General features: G+C 71.9%; 19 protein-coding genes. 10 read left to right on the forward strand and 9 right to left on the reverse strand.

Annotation, left to right across the window (positions count from 1 at the left end; translation table 11 throughout):
* Position 1 precedes the first annotated feature (1 nt).
* From FLL47_RS38285 to FLL47_RS38295, 3 genes are all read left to right on the forward strand, one after another.
* Positions 2-2503 (forward strand): DUF4132 domain-containing protein, encoded by a 2502-nt coding sequence (locus FLL47_RS38285; RefSeq protein ID WP_144127571.1) that lies wholly within the window; start codon positions 2-4, stop codon positions 2501-2503.
* Between the two features lie 230 nt (positions 2504-2733).
* The gene (locus FLL47_RS38290; RefSeq protein ID WP_144127572.1) at positions 2734-6495 is read left to right on the forward strand and encodes a S8 family serine peptidase; all 3762 of its coding nucleotides are present in this window, start codon (positions 2734-2736) and stop codon (positions 6493-6495) included.
* A gap of 203 nt (positions 6496-6698) precedes the next feature.
* Positions 6699-7181, forward strand: a complete 483-nt coding sequence (locus FLL47_RS38295; protein WP_144127573.1) for a hypothetical protein — start codon at positions 6699-6701, stop codon at positions 7179-7181.
* 49 nt (positions 7182-7230) lie between these two features.
* Here FLL47_RS38295 and FLL47_RS38300 read toward each other — a convergent pair whose 3' ends face one another.
* Together FLL47_RS38300 and FLL47_RS38305 are read right to left on the reverse strand one after the other, a co-directional pair.
* Positions 7231-8451 carry an RNA polymerase sigma factor gene (locus FLL47_RS38300; protein WP_144127574.1) on the reverse strand — a complete coding sequence of 407 codons (1221 nt, stop codon included), beginning with the start codon at positions 8449-8451 and terminating at the stop codon, positions 7231-7233.
* Positions 8448-8780, reverse strand: coding sequence for a YciI family protein (locus FLL47_RS38305; protein WP_144127575.1), 333 nt, complete (start codon positions 8778-8780; stop codon positions 8448-8450). The genes FLL47_RS38300 and FLL47_RS38305 overlap by 4 nt, the downstream gene beginning before the upstream one ends.
* Positions 8781-9122: 342 nt before the next feature.
* Here FLL47_RS38305 and FLL47_RS38310 point away from each other — a divergent pair, with 342 nt between their 5' ends.
* Positions 9123-9497 (forward strand): YciI family protein, encoded by a 375-nt coding sequence (locus FLL47_RS38310; protein WP_144127576.1) that lies wholly within the window; start codon positions 9123-9125, stop codon positions 9495-9497.
* Between the two features lie 82 nt (positions 9498-9579).
* On the opposite strand, the gene FLL47_RS38315 is transcribed toward FLL47_RS38310, so the two are convergent.
* The 3 genes from FLL47_RS38315 to FLL47_RS38325 all read right to left on the reverse strand — a co-directional run bounded on the left by FLL47_RS38315 (position 9580) and on the right by FLL47_RS38325 (position 12861).
* Positions 9580-10776: an NAD(P)/FAD-dependent oxidoreductase gene (locus FLL47_RS38315; protein ID WP_144127577.1), complete on the reverse strand. Its 1197-nt coding sequence runs from the start codon at positions 10774-10776 to the stop codon at positions 9580-9582.
* A gap of 92 nt (positions 10777-10868) precedes the next feature.
* On the reverse strand, positions 10869-11813 hold the full coding sequence (gene sigJ / locus FLL47_RS38320; RefSeq protein WP_144127578.1) for an RNA polymerase sigma factor SigJ: 945 nt from the start codon (positions 11811-11813) through the stop codon (positions 10869-10871).
* Positions 11814-11883: 70 nt separating this feature from the next.
* A complete protein-coding gene (locus tag FLL47_RS38325) occupies positions 11884-12861 on the reverse strand; it encodes an HTH domain-containing protein (RefSeq protein ID WP_144127579.1) in 978 nt (325 codons plus the stop codon).
* Positions 12862-13050: 189 nt separating this feature from the next.
* On the opposite strand from FLL47_RS38325, the gene FLL47_RS38330 reads away from it, so the two are divergent.
* Positions 13051-13458, forward strand: a complete 408-nt coding sequence (locus FLL47_RS38330) for a low affinity iron permease family protein (protein WP_246159221.1) — start codon at positions 13051-13053, stop codon at positions 13456-13458.
* Positions 13459-13461: 3 nt separating this feature from the next.
* Here FLL47_RS38330 and FLL47_RS38335 read toward each other — a convergent pair whose 3' ends face one another.
* Positions 13462-14538: a PHP domain-containing protein gene (locus FLL47_RS38335; protein ID WP_144127580.1), complete on the reverse strand. Its 1077-nt coding sequence runs from the start codon at positions 14536-14538 to the stop codon at positions 13462-13464.
* A gap of 146 nt (positions 14539-14684) precedes the next feature.
* On the opposite strand from FLL47_RS38335, the gene FLL47_RS38340 reads away from it, so the two are divergent.
* The 4 genes from FLL47_RS38340 to FLL47_RS38350 all read left to right on the forward strand — a co-directional run bounded on the left by FLL47_RS38340 (position 14685) and on the right by FLL47_RS38350 (position 17054).
* On the forward strand, positions 14685-15212 hold the full coding sequence (locus FLL47_RS38340) for a hypothetical protein (RefSeq protein ID WP_144127581.1): 528 nt from the start codon (positions 14685-14687) through the stop codon (positions 15210-15212).
* Between the two features lie 234 nt (positions 15213-15446).
* Positions 15447-15590 carry a GPGG-motif small membrane protein gene (locus FLL47_RS43390; RefSeq protein ID WP_170213354.1) on the forward strand — a complete coding sequence of 48 codons (144 nt, stop codon included), beginning with the start codon at positions 15447-15449 and terminating at the stop codon, positions 15588-15590.
* Between the two features lie 64 nt (positions 15591-15654).
* On the forward strand, positions 15655-15981 hold the full coding sequence (locus tag FLL47_RS38345) for a pyridoxamine 5'-phosphate oxidase family protein (protein WP_144127582.1): 327 nt from the start codon (positions 15655-15657) through the stop codon (positions 15979-15981).
* Between the two features lie 74 nt (positions 15982-16055).
* On the forward strand, positions 16056-17054 hold the full coding sequence (locus FLL47_RS38350; protein ID WP_144127583.1) for a nucleotidyl transferase AbiEii/AbiGii toxin family protein: 999 nt from the start codon (positions 16056-16058) through the stop codon (positions 17052-17054).
* A 91-nt stretch (positions 17055-17145) separates the two neighbouring features.
* Here the strand turns inward: FLL47_RS38350 and FLL47_RS38355 are convergent, their stop codons facing one another.
* The 3 genes from FLL47_RS38355 to FLL47_RS38365 form a co-directional block, all read right to left on the reverse strand.
* On the reverse strand, positions 17146-18348 hold the full coding sequence (locus FLL47_RS38355) for a hypothetical protein (RefSeq protein ID WP_144127584.1): 1203 nt from the start codon (positions 18346-18348) through the stop codon (positions 17146-17148).
* A 42-nt stretch (positions 18349-18390) separates the two neighbouring features.
* Positions 18391-19005, reverse strand: a complete 615-nt coding sequence (locus tag FLL47_RS38360; protein WP_144127585.1) for a TMEM175 family protein — start codon at positions 19003-19005, stop codon at positions 18391-18393.
* A gap of 75 nt (positions 19006-19080) precedes the next feature.
* Positions 19081-19797 (reverse strand): alpha/beta fold hydrolase, encoded by a 717-nt coding sequence (locus FLL47_RS38365; protein ID WP_144127586.1) that lies wholly within the window; start codon positions 19795-19797, stop codon positions 19081-19083.
* 189 nt (positions 19798-19986) lie between these two features.
* Between FLL47_RS38365 and FLL47_RS38370 the strand changes: the two genes are divergently transcribed.
* Positions 19987-20625: a PadR family transcriptional regulator gene (locus FLL47_RS38370; RefSeq protein ID WP_246159223.1), complete on the forward strand. Its 639-nt coding sequence runs from the start codon at positions 19987-19989 to the stop codon at positions 20623-20625.
* Positions 20626-20640 lie beyond the last annotated feature (15 nt).

Genomic DNA, 20640 nt, shown 5'->3' on the forward strand with positions numbered 1-20640 from the left:
CGTGGACCACCCCGTGCCCGACATCTATCTGGAGGCGTTCGCGCAGGCGCGCGCCGCGCTGTGGCAGCGGGTCGAGCAGGTGCGCACCGCGGTCAAGGACGGTGACCTGGAACTGCTGCGCGAGCTGGGACCGATCGTCCGCGAGCAGGTGCGCCGCGGCGACGACCGCGTCTGCGGCAACCTTGAACGCCGCATCCCCGACATCGGACAGGCGCTCAGCGAGGCGTACGACGAGGCGTTCCCGCTCGCCCCCGACGCGGACCTGCGCACGGTGCTCGACACGCCGTGGCCGACCGGGTCCCGTGAGGCGGCGCTGCGGGCCCTGCTGGGGTGCTCGGTCTGGGCGACACCGCAGCTGGACGAGACGGCCGACCGGTTCATCGCGGCCGGTGACGTGGCCGCGATGCGGGTGCTGGTGCTGACGCCGCTGGGGAGGCTGAACCGGGCCGCCAGGACCCGCCTGCTCGACGCCCTGCACGCCCACGACGCGCTCGACAAGGAACTGGTCGAGCACGCCTTCACCGTGGACCGCTGGCTGGGCAACACCATCGTGGGCCGGGACCCGTCGGGCGGCCCGTCGCAGCCGCCCGCGTCGTGCGCCGACGGCGTGCGGCCGTACGTCGACGAGATGCTGTGGCGGATGACCTCGGCCGGGGTGCCCGACGACGAGCTGCCGCAGGTGATCCCGCCGCGCGGGCTGCGCTTCATGCTGCGGGCGCTGGACTGGACGGGCGAGGAGAAGACCGGCCTGCGTCTCGGCGCGGCCGAACTGACCGATGCCGAGATGGCGGAGCTGGTCGCGCACCTGTGGGAGCGCCCGCACGCGATCCGGCTGCGCGCCTTCCACCTGCGCCGCCCCGCGGGTGACGCCGAGGCGCTGCTGCCCGTGCTCGGACTCGAGCCCGCGACGGCGCTGCTGCGGCTGGTGCACCAGATCACGGCGGCTGGGGTGGTCCGCCACGACCGGGAACCGATCCTGGCCGCGGCCGAGTCGGCCGGACCGGACGCGACCGCGCGGCTGCTGGCGCAGACGCCGTGCGAGCTGGTCAGCGCGGCCCTGGGCGAGAACCGCACGGCGGTGCTCAAACGCGTGAAGAACAACGCCCTGGCGGGCATCGCGGCGTACGGAATGCTGCCGCTCGCCGAAGGCGAGATGGTGCTGGACCGGTACACGGCGCTGCGTGAGGTCGCCAAGCGCGGGCCGAAGCTCGGCCCGAACCGGCGGCACAGCCACGCCGCCGCGATCGAGGTCGCGCTGGACCACCTGGCGCAGGTCGCGGGCCTGCCCGACGCGAGCCGCCTGGAGACCGACTGCGAGGCCCGACTGGCCGACGACACCCCGCCGCCGTGGTCGGTCGGCGACTACACGGTCACGGTCGTCATGGACGGTCCCGACCCCGTGATCACCGTGGCCAGCGGAGACAAGACCCTCAAGAGCGTGCCCGCCGCGGTACGCGCCGACGCCCGCTACACGGCCAGCCGCGAACACCAGGACCTGCTCCGCGACCAGGCCCGGCGGCTGCGGACCGGCGTGATCGAACGGCTCGTCGCCACCGGCGCGCCGGTGAGTCCACAGGAGCTGGCCGGGCTGCGCCGGTTGCCCGCGGGCGCGGCGATGCTGCCCGCACTGCTGTGGCGCGACCGCACCGGCGAGGTGGGGCTGCTCGACGACGTCGACACGGCCGGCCCGGTGACCGCGGTGCACCCGTTCGACCTGTACACGTCGGGGCGGCTCGCGCACTGGCAGGCCGAGGTGGTGCGCCGCCGGCTGCGCCAGCCCGTCAAGCAGGCGTTCCGGGAGCTGTACGTGCTCACGCCCGCCGAACGCGACGCCGTCGACGCCTCGCAGCGGTTCGCGGGCCACACCGTGACCGGCCGGGTCGCCGGGCAGCTGCTGGCGGGGCGCGGCTGGCGCACCCACGACGACTATGCCGAGCACCAGGCCACCCGTCCGGCGGGCGACGGGCTGACCGCGGCCCTGCGCTGCGACTTCCACGGCTATTTCGGCATGGGCGACGTGGAGATCGGCGCGCTGCGTTTCCTGTCCGGACGCGACACCGTGCCGCTGGCCGACGTGCCGCCGATCGTGTTCTCCGAGGTCATGCGCGACCTCGACCTTGTCGTGTCGGTGGCGGGCACCGACCCCGCCCGGCTGGACTCACCGGCTCGCGCACAGAGCCGGGCCGAGGTGCTCACCGCGCTCATCGAGGATCTGGGCCTGCGCCGGGTCACCGTGGAGGGCACGGCCGCGGTGGTGCGCGGCTCACGGGCCGTCTACCGGGTGCACCTGACCAGCGGCAGCATCCACGTGGAGCCGGGCGGTTACCTCTGCGTGGTGCCGGACGGGTTCGGGCGCAAGCCACACCGGCGGCTGTTCCTGCCGTTCGCCGACGATGATGCGATGACGAGCGTGGTGCTCAGCAAGGTGCTGCTGCTGGCCGAGGACGAGAAGATCACCGATTCGTCGATCCTGGCCCAGTTGGCGGTGCTCACCTCGCGCTGACGGGCGGCCGCCCCGGCAGCGTTCGCCTGCCGGGACCGTGGGTACGGGCCCGGCGGGACATGCCGCCGTCGGCCGGCCGGGCGGGGCGCGGCGGTGAACGCCGGTTGTCCACCTGGTGACATGTCGCCTTTGCGCAGGCCGCGCAGTGGTGACCTTGGACACGGTGCCGCTGAACAATCCGATCAAACTTCGCCGCTGTCCGCGGCGTTGATCGTGAGGAGCTGCACACGATGTGGTCACCCCTGGGCCGCGCCACCGCCGCCGGCGGTTTGGCGGCCGTACTCACCTTCACCGTGGTCGCCACGGCGCAGCAGACCGCTGCCGCCGCGGCGTCCGCGCCCGACCGGACCGCGGCGACCCCGACGGCCGGTTCGCAGTCGGTCACCCTGGTCACCGGTGACGTGGTCACCCTGAGTGACGTCGGCGGCGGCAGGCACACCGCCGCGGTACGCCCCGCCGCTGGCCGGGAGCGGATCACGTTCCACACCCTGGAGGTCGACGGCGGGCTGCGGGTGCTGCCGTCCGACGTGGTGCCCTACGTGTCCTCCGGCGCGGTCGACGTCGACCTGTTCGACGTGGAGGAGCTGCTCGCAGCCGGCTACGGCGACGCCGCCGCGGCCGGCCTGCCGCTGATCGTCCGGTACGCCGCAGGCGGCGCGAACGCCATGCGGGCCAGCGCCGGTGTCACCGGGGTACGCGACCTGCCGAGCATCGGCGGCGCCGCCTTGACCGCGGGCCGCGACAGCCTCGCCGGGTTCTGGCGGGCCACCGCACCGACGGCACCGACGGCGACGGACACGGCAGCCGCCGCGTCCGCGGCGGGCAGCGCGCGGGCACGCGCTGAGGCCGGACGGCTCGACGGCGGCATCGAGCGGATCTGGCTCGACGGCCGCGTCAAGGCCGCGCTGGACCGCAGCGTGGCGCAGATCGGCGCGCCCGCGGCCTGGGCCGCCGGCTTCGACGGCAAGGGCGTCGACGTCGCGATCCTGGACACCGGTGTCGACGCGAACCACCCCGACCTCACGGGTCGGATCGGGCAGGCACGCAACTTCACCGACAGCCCTGACGCGGTGGACCGGCACGGGCACGGCACCCACGTCGCCGCGACAGTCGGCGGCACGGGCGCTGCCTCGGGCGGCACCCGCAAGGGCGTCGCCCCAGGCGCGAACCTGCTGGTGGGCAAGGTGCTCAACGACGGCGGTTCCGGTTACGAGTCCTGGATCGTCGCGGGCATGGAGTGGGCCGTCGAGCAGGGCGCCGAGGTCGTCAGCATGAGCCTGGGCGGCTCGGCCACCGACGGCCAGGACCCGATGAGCCTGGCCGTGGACCGGCTGACCGCCGCCAGCGGCACGCTGTTCGTCATCGCCGCGGGCAACGAGGGCTCCGAATACAGCGTCGGCTCGCCCGGTGCGGCGGCTTCCGCGCTGACCGTCGGGGCCGTGGACCGCGACGACAACCTGGCCGACTTCTCCAGCCGCGGCCCGCGCCTCGGCGACGAAGGCCTCAAGCCCGAGATCACTGCGCCTGGCGTGGGTATCGTCGCGGCCCGCGCGGCCGGGACGTCGATGGGCACCGTCGTCGACGCGAACTACACGACCGCGTCGGGCACCTCGATGGCCACCCCGCACGTCGCGGGCGCGGCCGCGCTGCTGGCCCAGGCCCACCCTGGCTGGAAGGCCGGGCAGCTGAAGAACGCGCTGGTCAGCACCGCCCGCGCCAACGCCACGCTCACGGTGTTCGAGCAGGGCGCGGGCCGGGTCGACGTGTCCCGGGCCGCCGCGCAGACCGTGTACGGCACCGCCACCGCCGACTTCGGCCTGCTCACCGTCGCGCCCTCGGCGCAGGCGTCGACCCGTACGCTGACGTTCACCAACACCGGCAGCGCCGCGGTCACCCTCGACCTGAAGGTCGACCTGCGCAACGTCGACCGGGGCGTCGCGGAGACCGACGCGCTGACCACCGGCACGGCGCAGGTGACCATCCCGGCAGGCGGCACCGCAGACGTCACCGCCACCCTCGACCCGGCCAAGCTGGACCGGGGCCGCCACAGCGGCGTCATCACGGCGACCGGCCCCGGCGGCATCGCCCTGCGCACCGCGGTCGGCGTCACGATGACCGGCCCGCGGCACAAGGTCACCCTGCGCGCGCTCGACCCCGCCGGAAACCCCGGCACCGCACCGGTCGTGATGCTGCACGGCGAGGACAGCCGCTCCGACACCCTGACGTGGCTGGTCGGCAACGACGGCACCGTCGAGGTCGAGGAGGGCACCTACCTGCTGCAGGGCCTGATCGAACACGGCGCGCCGCTCGACGAGCAGGTCACCCTGGTCACCGACCCGGAGCTGAAGGTCACCCGGGACATGACCGTCGTGCTCGACGCCCGCAAGGGCACCCCGATCCGCATCGAGACGCCCAAGCCCGCCGAGCAGCAGGCGATCCTCAGCTACTACGTGCACCGGGTGCACGGCAACGGCCGCACCATCAGCCACGGCGTCATGCACTTCAGCACCGTGCAGCAGGTCAACGTGACACCGACGAAGCCGGTCACGGCGGGCACGTACGAGTTCTCCTCCCGCTGGCAGCTGGTCGCGCCGATGGTGCAGGCCAAGGTCGACGGGGTGAACGGCCCGCTCGACATCAACCTGCTGCACATGTCGCCCGGCTACGACGGGCCGCGGCGGCTGAAGCTGGTCCGGGCCGGGACCGGCACGGCGCAGCAGCTCACGGCGGCGCGGGTGCGCGGCGCGGTCGCGCTGGTCGAGACGGCCTCCGACCGCACCGAGCAGGACCAGATCGCGGCAGCGGCCGCGGCGGGTGCGGCGGCGGTCGTCATCGTGCGTCCCGCGGACTGGTCGGCGTGGACGGTGTGGGAGCCGCAGGGCGAACGCGAGCCGATCCCGGCCATGGTGGTCGCCCACGACGACGGGCAGAGGCTGCTGGCCCGCGCCACGCGTCCCGGTGCGACGATCGAACTGACCCTGACCACGGTGAGTCCCTACCTGTACGACGTCTTCCACGTCGAGCAGGGCCGCGTCCCGCAGCGCATCGTGCACCGGGTGACCAGCGCGAACTCGATGCGCATCGACTCCCGCTACGCGCACAACGGCGGCGAGCCGTTCGCGCGGGAGCAGCGCTTCGGCTGGCGGCCGTGGCAGGACTACTCCTGGAACGACACGACCCGGTTCGTGGCGACCCCGTCCACGCGCGAGGAATGGGTGTCGGCCGGTGATTCGGTGTGGCAGCACCGGGTGCACCAGGAATACCCGTGGGGCGGCTGGGGCCCGCTGGCCGGCGGCATCACCGACCAGCCGCGCAGCCACCGGGCGGGCCGTAGGCACGAGACGTGGTTCGGGCCCGTGGTCCGGCCGGCCGCGGCGAGCGGGCTGGTCTCCACCCGCCTGGGTGACGTGCTGTCGCTGCGGGTCCCCGAGTTCGTCGACGCCGACGGCCACGCCGGGTTCCGGGAGGGTGACGAGGTCGCGGCCAAGTTGTGGCGCGACGGGACACTGGTCGCGGACCTGCCCCATGCCATGGCCGACGTCGAGGTCCCGGCCGGAGCCGGCGGCTACCGGCTCCAGCTCACCACCGCGCGGGCGACGGCCGAGTGGGTGCGGGCGACACGCACCGACACGACCTGGGCGTTCCAGTCCGCGACGGTTCCCGGCGACGAGGCGCGGCCGCTGCCGCTGCTGCAGGTCGATTACCGGGTGCCGGCGGGACTCGACGGCTCGGTCGCCGGTCGGCCGCACACCGTCGGGATCGGGCTGCGCCACCAGGCGGGGCTGCCGACGCCGCGACACACGACGCTGGTCGTCGAGGTGTCGTTCGACGAGGGCGCGAGCTGGCGGGCGGTGCGGGTGACGGGGCGCGGTGACGCGTACACCGCGCACCTCCCGGCTGGTGCGGGCAGCGTGTCGCTGCGGACCCGGGCCACCGACGGGGCGGGGAACACGGTCACCCAGACCGTCGTCCACGCGTACGACGTGCGCTAGCGGGACAGGATGGGCGTCCTCTTCGCGGGAGGGCGCCCATTCGCCCGTCTACGCGCTCCCGCCTCGGCCGGCCGCATGCGACTTTGGAGATCGCGGGGTCGACCGGCGGCTCACGTGCGCAAGGTCGTTGCCTGATCGAGCACCTCAGAGCTTTGGCCCACTGAGTACCCTGTCGGCAACCATTCCGCAGCGAGGAGATCAGCATGTCCCGGCGACGTAGGGCCGCATCCGCCGCACTCATCGCCACCTCGATGGTCTTCGTCGCGTCCTGCGATCGCGCACCGGACCGGCTGCCGGACATCGCATCCGAGATGGCGGGCAACTACAACATCCTGCTGAACCACGTCGAAGAACATGGTGGTCCGTCACGGACTTTCGGTCCTTTCAGCTCTCTCACCGCGATGGACATGTTCGCCGCTTGCCTCGGCGACGGCAAGGTGACGCTGTCCACCGCCAACGGGATCAAGCTCTGGGGCGGCTGCGACGGCGAGCGCATCGGCGGATTTCAGTTCGACTCAGGATCGGGCAGGCCACGCTGCATCACGATGACCGTCGAAGGTGAGGTCACCGCGTGGGAAGTCGTGATCACGGAAGTCAGACCATTCGACGACAGACCCGCGCCCAGCTTCTTCACCGCGCCGGCCGCTGATCCCGGATTATGCGCGGCCGGTTGGCCTGCCGCCTGAGAGATCGCGGCCACGATGACATCCGGTTCGTCGGTGGCCGGGGTGAGAGTCACGGTCCGGACAGCTGGTCCCGTCGACGGATGAGGTACGCCGCCTCGGCGGTGTTGCCGGCCAGCCCGATGGCCCGGTCGTACGCCGCGCGCGACTGTTCGCTGCGGCCCAGCCGGCGCAGCAGGTCGGCGCGGGCGGCGTGGAAGGCGTGGTAGCCCTCCAGCGGCAGATCGTCGACCTCCGCCAGCGCGACCTGCGGGCCGTCGAGCTCGGCGACCGCGATCGCCCGGTTGAGCCGCACGATCGGCGAGGGGTCGACGCGGACCAGCTGGTCGTACAGCGCGACGACCTGCGACCAGTCGGTGTCGCGGATGTCGCGGGCAGCGGTGTGGACGGCGTTGATCGCGGCGAGGATCTGGTAGCGCCCTGGCGCCTGACCGGCTGCCAGGCGCGCCCGGACCAGGGCGTGGCCCTCGGCGATCAGCTCGCGGTCCCAGGCACCGCGGTCCTGCTCGCCGAGGGTGACGAGCTCACCGCTTGCGGATACCCGCGCGGTCCGGCGGGCCTCCGTCAGTAGCATCAGCGCCAGGAGCCCGGCGACCTCACCGTCGGCCGGCATCAGGTCACGGACCAGCCGGGTCAGCCGGATCGCCTCGGCGGTCAGCTCGCCGCGGACCGCCTCCTTCTCGGGGTCCGAGGCCAGGTAGCCCTCGTTGAAGATCAGGTAGAGGACGGCGAGTACCCCGATGACCCGGGCCGGGATGTCCTCGCGAAACGGCACGCCATAGGGGATCTTCGCTGCTTTGATCTTCGCCTTCGCGCGGGTGATGCGCCGGCCCATGGCGTTCTCCTCGACCAGGAACGCGCGAGCGATCTCGGGCACGGTGAGCCCGCCGACCATCCGCAGGGTCAGCGCGATCCGCGCCTCCATGGCGAGGGCGGGGTGGCAGCAGGTGAAGACGAGGCGGAGCCGGTCGTCGTCGATGACGCCGAGCGGCTCCGGGGTGTCGAACACCATCAGCGCCTCCCTGTGCTTCTCCTCGCGCCTGACCTCGCGTCGGAGCCGGTCGATGGCCTTGCGATGGGCGGTGGTGGTGAGCCACGCGCCGGGACTGGGCGGGACGCCGTCCACCGGCCAGCGTTCGACGGCGGTCGCGAACGCCTCGGCGGCCATCTCCTCGGCGATGTCGAGGTCCCCTAAGCGCCTGGCCAGGGTCGCGATGACCCGGGCCCACTCCTCGTGGTGGACCCGGGTGATCACTTCGCCGACGTCGGTCATTCGCCCAGGAGCGGCCGGAGCTCGACCCTGCGGTTACAGCTCTTCGACCCCAGTGCGGCGAGCCGGAGCGCCACGTCGAGGTGGGGTGCCTCGATGATCCAGAATCCGGCGACGTGCTCCTTCGACTCCAGGTACGGTCCGTCGGTGAACACCGGATCCCCGTCCCGGCCGTCGACGACGGTGGCCGTGGCGGGCGCCGCGAGGCCTCCGGCGAACACCCAGTTGCCGTCGGCCTGGAGCTTTTCATTGAAGACGTCGATCGCGGCCATCTCCTCCGCAGTGGCGAGGTCGGTCGAATCGAACAGCACGGACATCAGGTACTGCGCCATCGGGATCATCTCCTGTCGTCGTGTCGCCGCTCTCTCGAACGGGCTCCCACCCCTGCTACGAACGCCGCCGCTTCACTCGGACACGCTCCGCCGAGAAACTTCGAGGAATTTCGTACACCGCGCAACGGCGGGCGATCGGACGCGTCGGCGGGAAGTGTCAGGGCTGATCCACGGCCTCGATGCTATCGGCATCAAGCGGCCAGGAGCCGTCGCCGACAGTCCTGGGCCGGCTCGTCGTCGCTGGTGAGAATTCTTCCGGCATGGCGTCGGATTCGGGGCGGGTCGTTCGTAGTACAGGTGAGTGGTGGCCGGAGGAGGCCGCCGGGACAAGGGAGTGATGGGATGACGCGGTACTTGATCTCGTTCAATGACGGCGCGATGGACCACATCCCCGGCGAGGACATGCCCGACGTGGGCAAGGCCGCGCACGCGGTGGTGCAGGAGGCCGTGAACGCCGGCGTGTGGGTGTTCGGCGCCGGACTGGAAAGGCAGCAGGCGAGCGTCGTGGCCGCGGACGGGATGGTCACCGACGGCCCTTACCCGGAGACCAAGGAGGTCATCGGCGGGTTCGTGGTCGTCGACGTGGCCTCACGCGAGGAGGCGCAGGCGTGGGCTGCGAAGATTGCCGCCGCTTGCCGCTGCGCGCAAGAGGTCCGGGAGATCCTGCCCGACCCCGAGATGGACGCGATGCTCCGCCAGGCCGGGAGTCGGGGGTGATCGGCCCCGAACAGCGTGAATGATCGAGGGCCAGTGGTGGGCGGGCGCCGCCGCGTGGACGGCGCCCGCTTCGTTTCGGGTGCTACGCCGCGGCCTCGACGGTCGGGCCGGTCGCGGCCCGCTCCCGCGTGACGCGGTGGCGCCGGGTCGGCAGGCCGAGCATCGGGTTGGCCACGCCCCAGGCGGCGCCCTTGCAGATCAGCTCCTTGTAGACGGCGGCGAGCCGTCCGGTCAGGACCGCCGGCTTGGCGCGGTCGTCGGCGGTGACGTACTGGATCAGGCCTTCCTTGCGGCCCAGCGAGATGCACTGGTTGAAGTAGCGCAGGTGTGCGTTCGGCAGCTTCCCGCCGGTCAGGCGCGCCGCGATCACGTCGGCGGCCTGCCATGCCATCGGGGTTCCCGAGGCGCACGACATCCGCAGCGGCTTGTCTCCGGCGCCCAGCGCCATGGCCGCGTCGCCGACGGCGTACACGTCCGGGTGCGAGACCGAGCGCATGGTCCCGTCGACCACGATCCGGCCGGTGCCGGTGACCTCCAGGGTGGTCGCCTGCGCGATCGGGTGTACCGCGAAGCCGGTGGTCCACACGGTGACCGCGGCCGGGATGGCCCGGCCGTCGGCGGTGGCGACCCGGTCGGCTTCGACGGCGGTGACGGCGGCGTGCTCGTACGCGGTGATCCCGAGCTTGCCGAAGACGTTGCGCAGGTGCTCGCGGCCCTTGGGGGAGAGCCAGTCGCCGAGGTCGCCGCGCGCGGCCAGCGCCACGTCGAGGTCCGGCCGGGCCTCGGCGATCTCGGTCGCGGCCTCCAGGCCGGTGAGGCCGCCGCCGACGACGACCACGGGCTGCCCGGCGTCGAGGTGGGCCAGGCGCTCGCGCAGCCGTTGTGCTCCGGGGCGGCTCGCGAGCTCGTGGGCGTGCTCGGCGGTCCCGGGGACGCCCTGGGCGTTCCAGCCGCTGCCGAGGGCGTAGACGAGCGTGTCGTAGGCGAGTTCTGCCGCGCCGTGCGCGTCGACGACGGCGACGGTCCTGTGGTCGACGTCGATACCGGTGACCCGCGCGAGCCTCAGCTCGACGCCGGTGCCGGCGAACATCTCGTGCAACGGCCGGGGCTTGAGGTCCTGGCCCGCCGCCAGCTGGTGCATGCGGACGCGTTCGACGAAGTCGGGTTCGGCGTTGACCAGGGTGATGGCGACGTCCTCGCGGTGCAGCCGCTTGGCGAGGCGCCCGGCGGCGATGGCGCCGGTGTATCCGGCGCCGAGGACGATGATGCGGTGCTGCATGTCCCTACTCCTGTCGTTCGCGGGTTCGCCTCTTGAACCGGGCAGCCCGCCGTTTCCTGACAGGTACCGCTGTGAAGCACCTCACAGCATGGTCAGAAGGCGTTGAACAGGGGTTTCCCGTGGTCGACCGTCGCCCAGTGCGCGGTCGCGCGGGCGAGCTTGTCCGGGTTGACCTGGTTGCGGAACGCGGCGATGCCGTCGGCGGTGACCTCCAGGCACATGATGCCGACGACCCGGCCGTCCAGGACCGCCACCGCGGCGGGGTCGCCGTTGGCGGTCGAGGCGTAGACCTCCGGTGAACCGCCGACGATGGCGCGCTTGGCCTCGGCAGGTTTGAACAGGCCCCACAGGAACTTCGCGACCGCGACGGCGCCCTCGAACGCCTTGACGCGGGCCGGGACCTTGCCGCCGCCGTCGCCGATCGCGATGGCGTCGGCGGTGAGCAGGCGTACGAGCGGCTCGGTCCGGCCGCTGGTCGCGGCAGCCAGGAACTCCTCGACGATGCGCCGTGCGGCGGCCTCGTCGATCTCGGCGCGGGCCTTGCCGTCCGCGACGTGTTTCTTGGCGCGGTGGAAGATCTGCTGGCTGGCGGTCTCGGTGATGTCGAGGATCTCGGCGATGTCCCGGTGCGGGTAGTCGAATGCCTCCCGCAGCACGTAGACCGCCCGCTCGTTGGGGGAGAGGCGCTCCATGAGGGTGAGGACCGCGTACGACACCGATTCGCGCTGCTCGACCGTGTCGGCGGGGCCGAGCATCGGGTCCCCGGCGAGCAGCGGTTCGGGAAGCCATTCGCCCACGTAGGTCTCGCGGCGCGCCCGCGCGGAGGTGAGCTGGTTGAGGCACAGGTTGGTGAGGACCTTCGTCAGCCAGGCCTCGGGCACCTCGATGCGGTCGACGTCGACGGCCTGCCAGCGCAGGAACGTCTCCTGCACGGCGTCCTCAGCCTCCGCGGCGGAGCCGAGCATGCGGTAGGCCACGGCCTCCAGGCGGTGCCTGGAGGCCTCGAACCGGTCGACGTCCTGCGCGGTCAACGGCATGGCCCGATCCTAGCCAGTGGCCAGACCCGGCCGCCGCCGCGACGGATCGGGCCGACCGGATCGGCCTGCTTCACAGCCAGCCGTGGCGGGCGGCGTGGTAGGCGAGGCCGGGCCGGGTGTCGACGCGGGCCAGAGTCATCAGCCGGTCGAGTCGACGTTGGACGGTGCGGCGGCTGACGCCGAGCTGGGAGGCGATGGCCTTGTCGGGCAGGCCGCCGATCATCAGGGACAGCACGTACAGCTCGGAGTCGTCGGGGGCGTCGGCGCCCGTGGCGTCGGCTTCGCCGGGGCCGTGGATCGGGGCGGCCATCGCCCAGTAGGCGTCGAACAGCGCGATGAGGGCGTTGAGCAGCTCGCTCGGGCCGATCACGGCGGCAGTGGTCTCGCCGCCGCCCGTCTCACGGACCAGCGGGCAGATCGCGGTGGTGCGGTCGGCGATCGCGATCCGGATCGGCAGGCTGGGCAGGATCCGGCCCTGCTGCCCGAGCCGCATGCCAGCCAGGGCGTTGTCCAGCACGCCCGGGGACTGCAGGAACTCCCGGTCGTAGATCACCTGATAGCGCACGCCCCGGCGCAGCGCGTCCAGCTCGGCGGTGTTCTCCCCGCTGGGCAGCGCCACGGGGTTGGACCGGCAGAACCAGAGCATCTCCTCGCGGGCGCCGTCCTGCAGCTGCTGCAACCGGTCACGCAGCGCGCCGCCGCCGATGATCACCTCCACCAGGTGGTCGGCCTCCGACCGGCGCACACCGGCCCGGTATTCGTCGTTCAGCTCGGCGACCAGCTGCCTGGCCTGTTCCAGGGCCTCGTGGCGGCGCAGCAGCTGGTTGCCGAGGGCGACGTCGGGCGGCAGTGGGCGGAACACACCGTCCTCGCCGGGCTGCGCGGCGGCCAGGCCGCGGGCCTGCAGCGCGTACAGCACCCGGGTCGCCTCGGCGAACGACAGCGTGGTGAGCGCGGCGAGGTCGCCGGGCCGGGCCCGGTCCAGTTTCACCAGGACGCGGTAGGCGTGTTCCTCCAACGCGGGCAGCAACTCCAGCTCGTCGGGCATCGTGCGCCGGTACCTCCGATGTGCGGATCTTGCGGGTGGACCACCGGTACTGACCTCGGCGGGCGGCTGGCGGTTCCCTGCCCTCGATCCGGACTTTCGGCGTGTTCCGGAACGGGGCGGTGGTACAGGCATGGAAAGCGCCGCGGGCGGGCAATACCCGGTTGTGTCGCGACGATGGGAGGACAGGCCATGACCGGGCGCAAGGGGGACATGCCGTCATCGGTGTCCGGCAAGGACATGTCGATGTTCGATCACTTCGCTGAGGCGGCCAGCAACTTCGCGTCGAAGGCATGGTTCTTCGCACTGTGCGTGCTGCTGATCCTGGTCTGGGCGCCGTCGATCGTGTTCATCGGCAAGGTCGACACCTGGCAGCTGATCATCAATACGGCCACGACCATCGTCACGTTCCTCATGGTGGCCCTGCTGCAGAACAGCCAGACCCGGGCGAACGAGGCGGTGCAGCACAAGCTGAACGCGATCGCCGACGGGCTGGCCGACCTGATGGAGGCCCAGAGCGAGGACAAGGAGCAGCTGGTGCAGGACATGGTGGAGCTGCGCGACGCCGTCGGCCTGGAGCACCGGGAGGGCACCCGCTGACGGTCAGGAGCGCTCACGGCGGGTCCAGGCCAGCAGCCGGTCCAGCGGCCACGTGTTGACCACCCGGTCCACCGGCACGCCGCACCGTGCGGCGCGTTCGCAGCCGAAGCGCAGCCAGTCCAGCTGGACGCTGTAGTGGGCGTCGGAGTCGATGGCGAACAGGCAGCCCGCCTCGACGGCCAGGCGTAGCAGCCGCTTGGGCGGGTCGAGCCGGTCCGGCCGTGAGTTGATCTCCACGGCGACACCGCGGTCCGCGCACGCGGCGAACACGGCCTCGGCGTCGAACGTGCTCTCCGGCCGGGTTTCGGTGGCGGTGCCGCCGCCCGCGCGCCGGAGCACGCGGCCGGTGCAGTGGCCCAGGATGTCGGTGTGCGGGTCGGCGACGGCCGCGAGCATCCGCGGAGTCATCACCTCCGTCGGGGCGCGCAGCTTGCTGTGCACGCTGGCCACCACGACGTCGAGACGGCCGAGCAGCTCGTCGGTCTGGTCCAGCGAGCCGTCGTCGAGGATGTCGACCTCGATGCCGGACAGCAGGCGGAATCCGTCGCCGTACCCGGCGTTCAGGCGTTCGACCTCGGCCAGCTGCTGCTCCAGCCGCTGCACGGTCAGGCCGCGGGCGATGGTCAGGCGGGGGGAGTGGTCGGTGAGCACCAGGTACTCCCGGCCCAGCGCGCGGGCGGCGTCGGCCATCGCGGCGATGGGCTCCGCGCCGTCGGACCAGTCGGAGTGGCTGTGGCAGTCGCCGCGCAGCGCGCTGTGCAGCGCCTCGACGGCCTCATCGAGGGGCCGGTCCGCGGTGGCCAGCAGGCGGCGGAGATAGACGGGTTCCTCCCCGGCAAGCGACTCGGCGACGCAGCGGGCGGTCACCTCGCCCAGGCCGGGCAGCTTGGCCAAGGTGCCCTGGGCGGCCCGGTCGGCCAGCTCGGCCGGGTCGGTGTCGGCGACGGTCTGCGCCGCCCGGCGGAAGGCCCGGATGCGGTAACCGGCCTCCCCGGCGCGCTCCAGCTCCACAGCGATGGCCAGCAGGTCGGCGGCGGCGTCCCGGTGCACCCCGGAGTTGTACCCCGTCGTATCGGACATGTCACATCCTTCCGGCCGGCTGAGCGTACGCAATCAAGATCATGGAAGCCTCCCCGCCCCCATCCTGGCTAACATTGCTGATCCTCGCTGGCCCCAGCGGGGCAGGCCGCACCGGCGCGGCCTCGTGCACCCCGAATGAGGTAGTCGTGACCGCAGGCCTGGCCCCCGTCATCGCCGCCACCACCCATTGGCTGACCCGGGCGTACCCCTCCGACAGCGGCCCGGCCCAGGCGGCCCGCCTGCTCGCCCAGGCGCGCCAGGCCGCCACGGTGGCCGCCTGGCTGCGCTATCCGACGTCGCTGGACGCCGGGCTGCTGGCGATGGTCGGCACCGGCGGCTCGGGCGGGCTGGACCGGGTCATGCGCAGGGACGAGCACCTCGAAGACGACGCGAACGACCGCATCTGGCGGGGCTGGGTCGACGAGGTCGTCGCCAGCTGGGCGGCGTGCCTGCTGTCGGACCCGCGCCTGGCCGCCGACGCGGTCGCCGCGACCGCCGACTGCGAGCACGCCGAGGCCGGTCCGCGGGACTTCGGCCGCCTCACCGAACCCGACGCCGACGACAGCCGCGCCGCCGCTCTGCTGCGCCACCCGGACCTGGTCGCCCCGATCGCCAACATGCACCGCGCGAACCTGATCGAGCGCCTGCGCCTCGACCCCGTCGAGGTCGGCTGAGACGGTCAACTGTTGGGAAGGGCACCTTCTACATCGCAAATCGATGTGAAGGTGCCCTTCCTTTCACTTTGCGCGGAGCGCGGTTGAGCGTCCGGCAGGCTGGTCGGTTTGACATGTTTAAACCTTGGGTACCCGGAATGTCGTGCGGGCTCGGTCGGCCGTCGCTGATCGACCTGGTTCGCCAACCGGAGTCGGGCCCGACCGGGGCCGACAGGTCACACGGAGGAGCAAAAGATGGCCACGCTGCTGTGGATTCTCGCGGTCGTGCTGGTGGTCGCGGGTATCTTCGCCCTGATTCGCAGGGAGATCCTCTGGGGAATCGTGCTGATCGTCGTCGGCCTGCTGGTGGGCCCCGGAGGCGTCAGCATCTTCACCTGAGCCTCGTTCCGCTCGCATCGGACCGCTTCGCGGCGTTTGGTCCGATGCGAGCGGGGAATGCGGTGTGAGCACGGAAAGCGGCGAACGCAAGGCCCGCAACCTCTCGGACAACCCCCACTGCACCCTGACCACCGGCACGAGCGACCTCGACGACGGGCTCGACCTGGTGGTGGAGGGCGACGCGGTGCGCGTCACCGACGACGGCGTGCTGGCCCGCCTCGCCGGGGACTGGGCCGCCAAATACGGCGAGGACTGGCGGTTCACCGTCGGCGACGGCATGTTCCACCACTCCGGCGGCGACGCGCTGGTGTTCGAGGTCGAGCCGGTGAAGGTGTTCGCCTTCGGCAAGGGCGCACAGTTCAGCCAGACCCGGTATCGCTTCGACCGTTGACCACTGTCAGACGGTGCGCCTACCCTCTCGCCGGTGCGCGCCACGACGGGTGGCGCCCCGGCGGGACGGTCGGCATGGGCGAGGTCGCGGCAGAGTTCGAGCAGACGTCGTCCGGCCGTGCCCGGCTGCGGGCGGCCCGCCGGGCGGCGCTCGACCACGTGCTCGCCCTTGTCGCCGCCGCGCCGTGCGGGGAGAGTCTGGTGCTGCGCGGCAGCATGGCCATGCTGGCCTGGGCGGGGGAACAGGCACGCGACCCCGGCGATCTGGACTGGGTGGTGCGGCCGCTGGCCTGGGTGCCGATCGACCTGGCCCATCCATATCCCTACCTGAACAAGCTCGACAAGGTGCGCACCTGGCCGGAGGCGGCCCACGGCGCGACCGGTGACGAGATGTGGGACCCCGAGGACTTCGACACCGGCGGGATACGCGCCCTGCTACCGCCCGAGGGACTGCGCTGGATGCTGCCCGTCGGCCGGATGGACCTCGACCGTCCGCACGAGGACGTGCTCGCGCTCGTGGAGGAGCAGCCACGGGCCGCGGCCGGTGTGCTGTTCGACCCCGAAGCGGCGGTCCTCGACCACGCCTGGGCGTATGCGTACGACGACGAGTACGGTGCGGGCGGGACGCGTCTGCTGCTGCCCTGGCGGGTCGACGACACCGTGCACGGGACGCTGCAACTGGACTTCTCCTACGACGAGCGGCTGCCGGAGGCGCCCGTGGTCACCGCGATACCCCGCGCCGACGGCGGCCCGCCGACCACGGTGTGGACCGCCAGCCCGGAATTGTCGCTGGCCTGGAAACTGCAGTGGCTGCACGCCGACCAGGCGAGCACGGGCTCGTCGGCGGGCAAGGACCTCTACGACGCGATGCTGCTCGCCGAACGCGACGGCATGCGGCTGCCCGACCTCCTGCGCCGCAGGCTGCTGCGGCGGGTGTCCGATCCGGACGCGTTCCACCCCGACCGGGTCCGGTCCTGGCGCATCGACCGGCCCGGCGGCAAAACGAAGCAGCAGGCCGCGGCGCCGTGGCTCGAACGGCTGGTCGCCGCGCTGCCCGCGGTCCTCGACTCGTGACCGTCGGCGGGATGCGGGCAGGCTGTGCGGCCACACACCGACGAGGCCCGTTCGTTCCCGCCAGGCGGTGAGAACGGCCGAGGCGCCGGTTTCAGTCGACGGCGTGGGCGCGCAACTGCTTCATGACCTCCGGCGCGGGCCAGTCGCCGACCTGGTAGCGGGTCGGTGCGAGCAGCGGCTCGGGCGTCAGTTCGACGAGCCGGGCGACTTCGCGCCACGGCACCCGGCCCCAGATCTCGCCGTCGCGGACGAAGGATACGAAGTCTGCCTCCGGCAGCAGCGAGACGATGCCGTCGGTCCAGGTGGTGACGGTGATCGCGGGCTCGTCGGGACGGGCCGCGGCGATGAGCGCCGCCACGAACACGTCGATGTCGTGCTCGGCGTATTGGGCCGACAGCCAGCGGGTCTGCGCGCCGTACTCGGTGTGGGCGAGCACCACCTGGGCCCGCCGGGCCGGCACGTGGTCGGGGTGGTCGGGCGGCGGTGCGTACGCCGTGACCCGGCCGCGCTCGTCGGCGACGTAACCGACCGGCGACACCCCGCGGGTCGCTTCGTTGAACTCGCTCTCGATGAGGGAGAACAGGCCGGGCATGCCGCCCTCGCCGACCGGGCACAGCAGGACCGTGTTGACGTCGGGCACGAACGCGACGATCTGGGCCTTCATCGCGTCACCGATTCCGGCGAGCCAGCCGGGAGCGAGCAGCAGCGAGGTGAAGTAGCCGTCGCCGGTGTCGATCATACGGATCAGCGCGCCCTCGTCGGGCCACTCGCGGCTCAGCGAGCGCTCCGCGATGCGCTGGAGGTTCTCCCGGGCGGCGGCGAAGACCTCGTCGGCGCTGACCTGCCAATCGTCGAGCCGGGGCGGGGTCACGTACGCCATGGACTCGGGGCGGTCGACGACGACCAGTTCGCGCAGGTGCGGCACGGCGGCCCGGGACAGCGGCGGCACCATGCCCAGCGGGCCGCCCTGCCCGAAGGTCTCTGCGCGCAGCACCGGCCGCAGCCGGGGGCGCACCTGTTCCCAGGTCTCGTCCTCGTGCGGGGTCATGATGATGCGCACGAGCTGTGTGATCCGGGCGTGCCGGGCGGACGCCCCGGAGCCCTCGCATTCGGTGAAGACGTTCGCCAGGTAGATCCAGACTGGGGCGGTGGCACCCTCACGCCAGGCCGCAATCGCGAACTTGTCGGCGTCGTAGCGAACCCGGCGGACCCCCGGGGCCTGCCGGGTGATCCTGAGCGCCTCGGCCGCGAACCTGTCCCGGGGCGATCCGAACAACCTTGCCAGCAATCCCATGGCGGCAAACGTAGTGGATGGGTGTCGGACGCGTGGGCCCGGTCAGGTCGCTTCCTGAGCCTCGTGCTCGCGGAACATCCGGTCGATGCGGGGGTCGGGGACCACCCACATGATCACCACGGCGACGAAGCATGCCAGGGCGATCCGCACGCCGACCTGCCCGCCGACCGTCATGGCGCTGAGGATGCCGACGGCGTCGAGTGCCAGGGAGATCTTGCCCTTGCGGTCACGGCCGACGGCCCGGCGCAGTGGCGAGTCCGGTCCCTGCTGCCGGATGATCACCGTCTGGAGCACGACGTAGGCCAGCGCCGAGGCGAGCAGGTTCAGTCCATAGACGACGACCGAGGTCTGCGCGAACCCCGACTCGTCCACCCACGCCGTCGTGAACGGGAACAGCGACAGGCAGAACAGCAGCGCCAGGTTGGCCCACTGCACACTGCCGCTGACCCGCTGCACCAGGTGGAACATGTGGTGGTGGCTGTTCCAGTAGATGCCCACGTAGACGAAGCTGAGCAGATACGTCAGCAGCCCGGTGCCGCTCGTGTGGAGGAAATCGGCCAGATCGTGGCCCTCCGGCACCTTCAGTTCCAGCACCATGATCGTGATGATGATGGCGAGCACCCCATCACTGAACGCCTCCAGCCGACTGGCTTTCACCGTGCCACCGCCCTTCTTCCTGCTGTCGCCGGGTGGGGGTGAGGCCTCGGGGAGGGACCTCACCCCCGGATCGGGTTACGCCGCGTCCACGGCCTCGAGGATCGACGCCGTCACGGCGTCGGGCTGCGAGACGCCGATCGCGTGGGACGCCCCGGGCACCTCCCGGACGCTCTTGGCACCGGCCCGGTTCGCCATGAAGTGCTGCAGGGCGACCGGGATGCAGAGGTCGGCGTCGCTGAAGACGAACCACGGCGGAATCGACGACCACGCGGGCGCGTCCGTCGGCAGGCCTGTGGTGAGGGCGATCTCCGTGACGGGGCGCTGCGTCGCGCACATCACGGCGGCTCCCGCGGGCGACACGTCGGCGGCGAACTGGTGGTGGAAGGCGTCGGGCCGGATGGCGAGCTCCTTGCCGCCGGTCGCGACCGGGTAGGCGGTCAGTGCCTGGCCGAGGGTGCTGCCCGGGAACCTGGTCGACAGTTCGAACGCGGACTCGCCCTGATCGGGCGCGAACGCGCAGACGTAGACCAGGCCGGCGACCTTGTCGTTCCGGGATGCCGCCTCGGTGATCACCATGCCGCCGTACGAGTGGCCGACGAGCACCACCGGTCCGTCGATCGCCGCGATGACGTCACGGACGTAGGCGGCGTCGCCCGACACGCTGCGCAGCGGGTTGGCGACGGCCACGACGTCGATCGAGCGGTTCTGCAGCCGCTGAACCACCCCGGCCCAGCTCGCGGATTCGGCGAACGCACCGTGCACGAGTACGACGGTCGGCTTGTGGTCGGACATCTTGTTCTCCAATTCGTAAGGTCTGCCCTGCTCAACCAGCTAAGACAGGGCAGCCGAGAAGCGTGTGACGGCCCGTGACCGCCGTCACCGGCCGTTGCCGATCGCGTCGTGGCCGACCGTTGTGCGCAATACTTGCGCGCGTATACTTGTCTACGAGTATTCGTTCGAAAGGCAGAACGGGAGGCAGCGGTGAAACGGCGCAAGGTGGGCAATCTGATGGCGCTCGCCGTGTTGTCCGCGGTCGCGCAGCGGCCGATGCATCCCTACGAGATGGCCTCCACGCTGCGCGGCTGGGGCAAGGACCAGGACATGGAGCTCAAGTGGGGCTCGCTCTACACCGTCGTGCGAAACCTCGACAAGCACGGTCTGATCGCGGCGGTGGAGAGCACCCGCGAGGGCAGGCGTCCCGAGCGCACCGTGTACGCCATCACCGACGCCGGGCGCGCTGAGCTCGTCGACTGGACCCGCGAACTGATCTCCACCCCGGTGCGGGAGTATCCCCGCTTCAAGGCGGGCCTGTCGGTGCTGGCCGTGCTGGGGCCGGACGAGGCGATCAGCCTGTTCCGGCAGCGGCTCGGCCGACTGGCGGAGGAGATCGCCCGGCTGCGCGCGGAGCTGGCGGAGCACGGCGCGACCCTGCCGCGGCTGTTCCTCATCGAGACGGAGTACGACCTGGCCATCCACGAGACCGAAGCGGCGTGGACGCAGTCGATGCTGCACGAGTTCGCCTCAGGCAGCTATCCGGGCCTGGAGCAGTGGCGGGCGTTCCACGAGACCGGCGAGATCCCGGCTGAACTGGCCGACCTCGCGCAAACGCATCCGCGATAAGAGAATCAGGCCCCG

It is taken from the genome of Catellatospora sichuanensis (assembly GCF_007483665.1).
Lineage (GTDB): Bacteria > Actinomycetota > Actinomycetes > Mycobacteriales > Micromonosporaceae > Catellatospora > Catellatospora sichuanensis.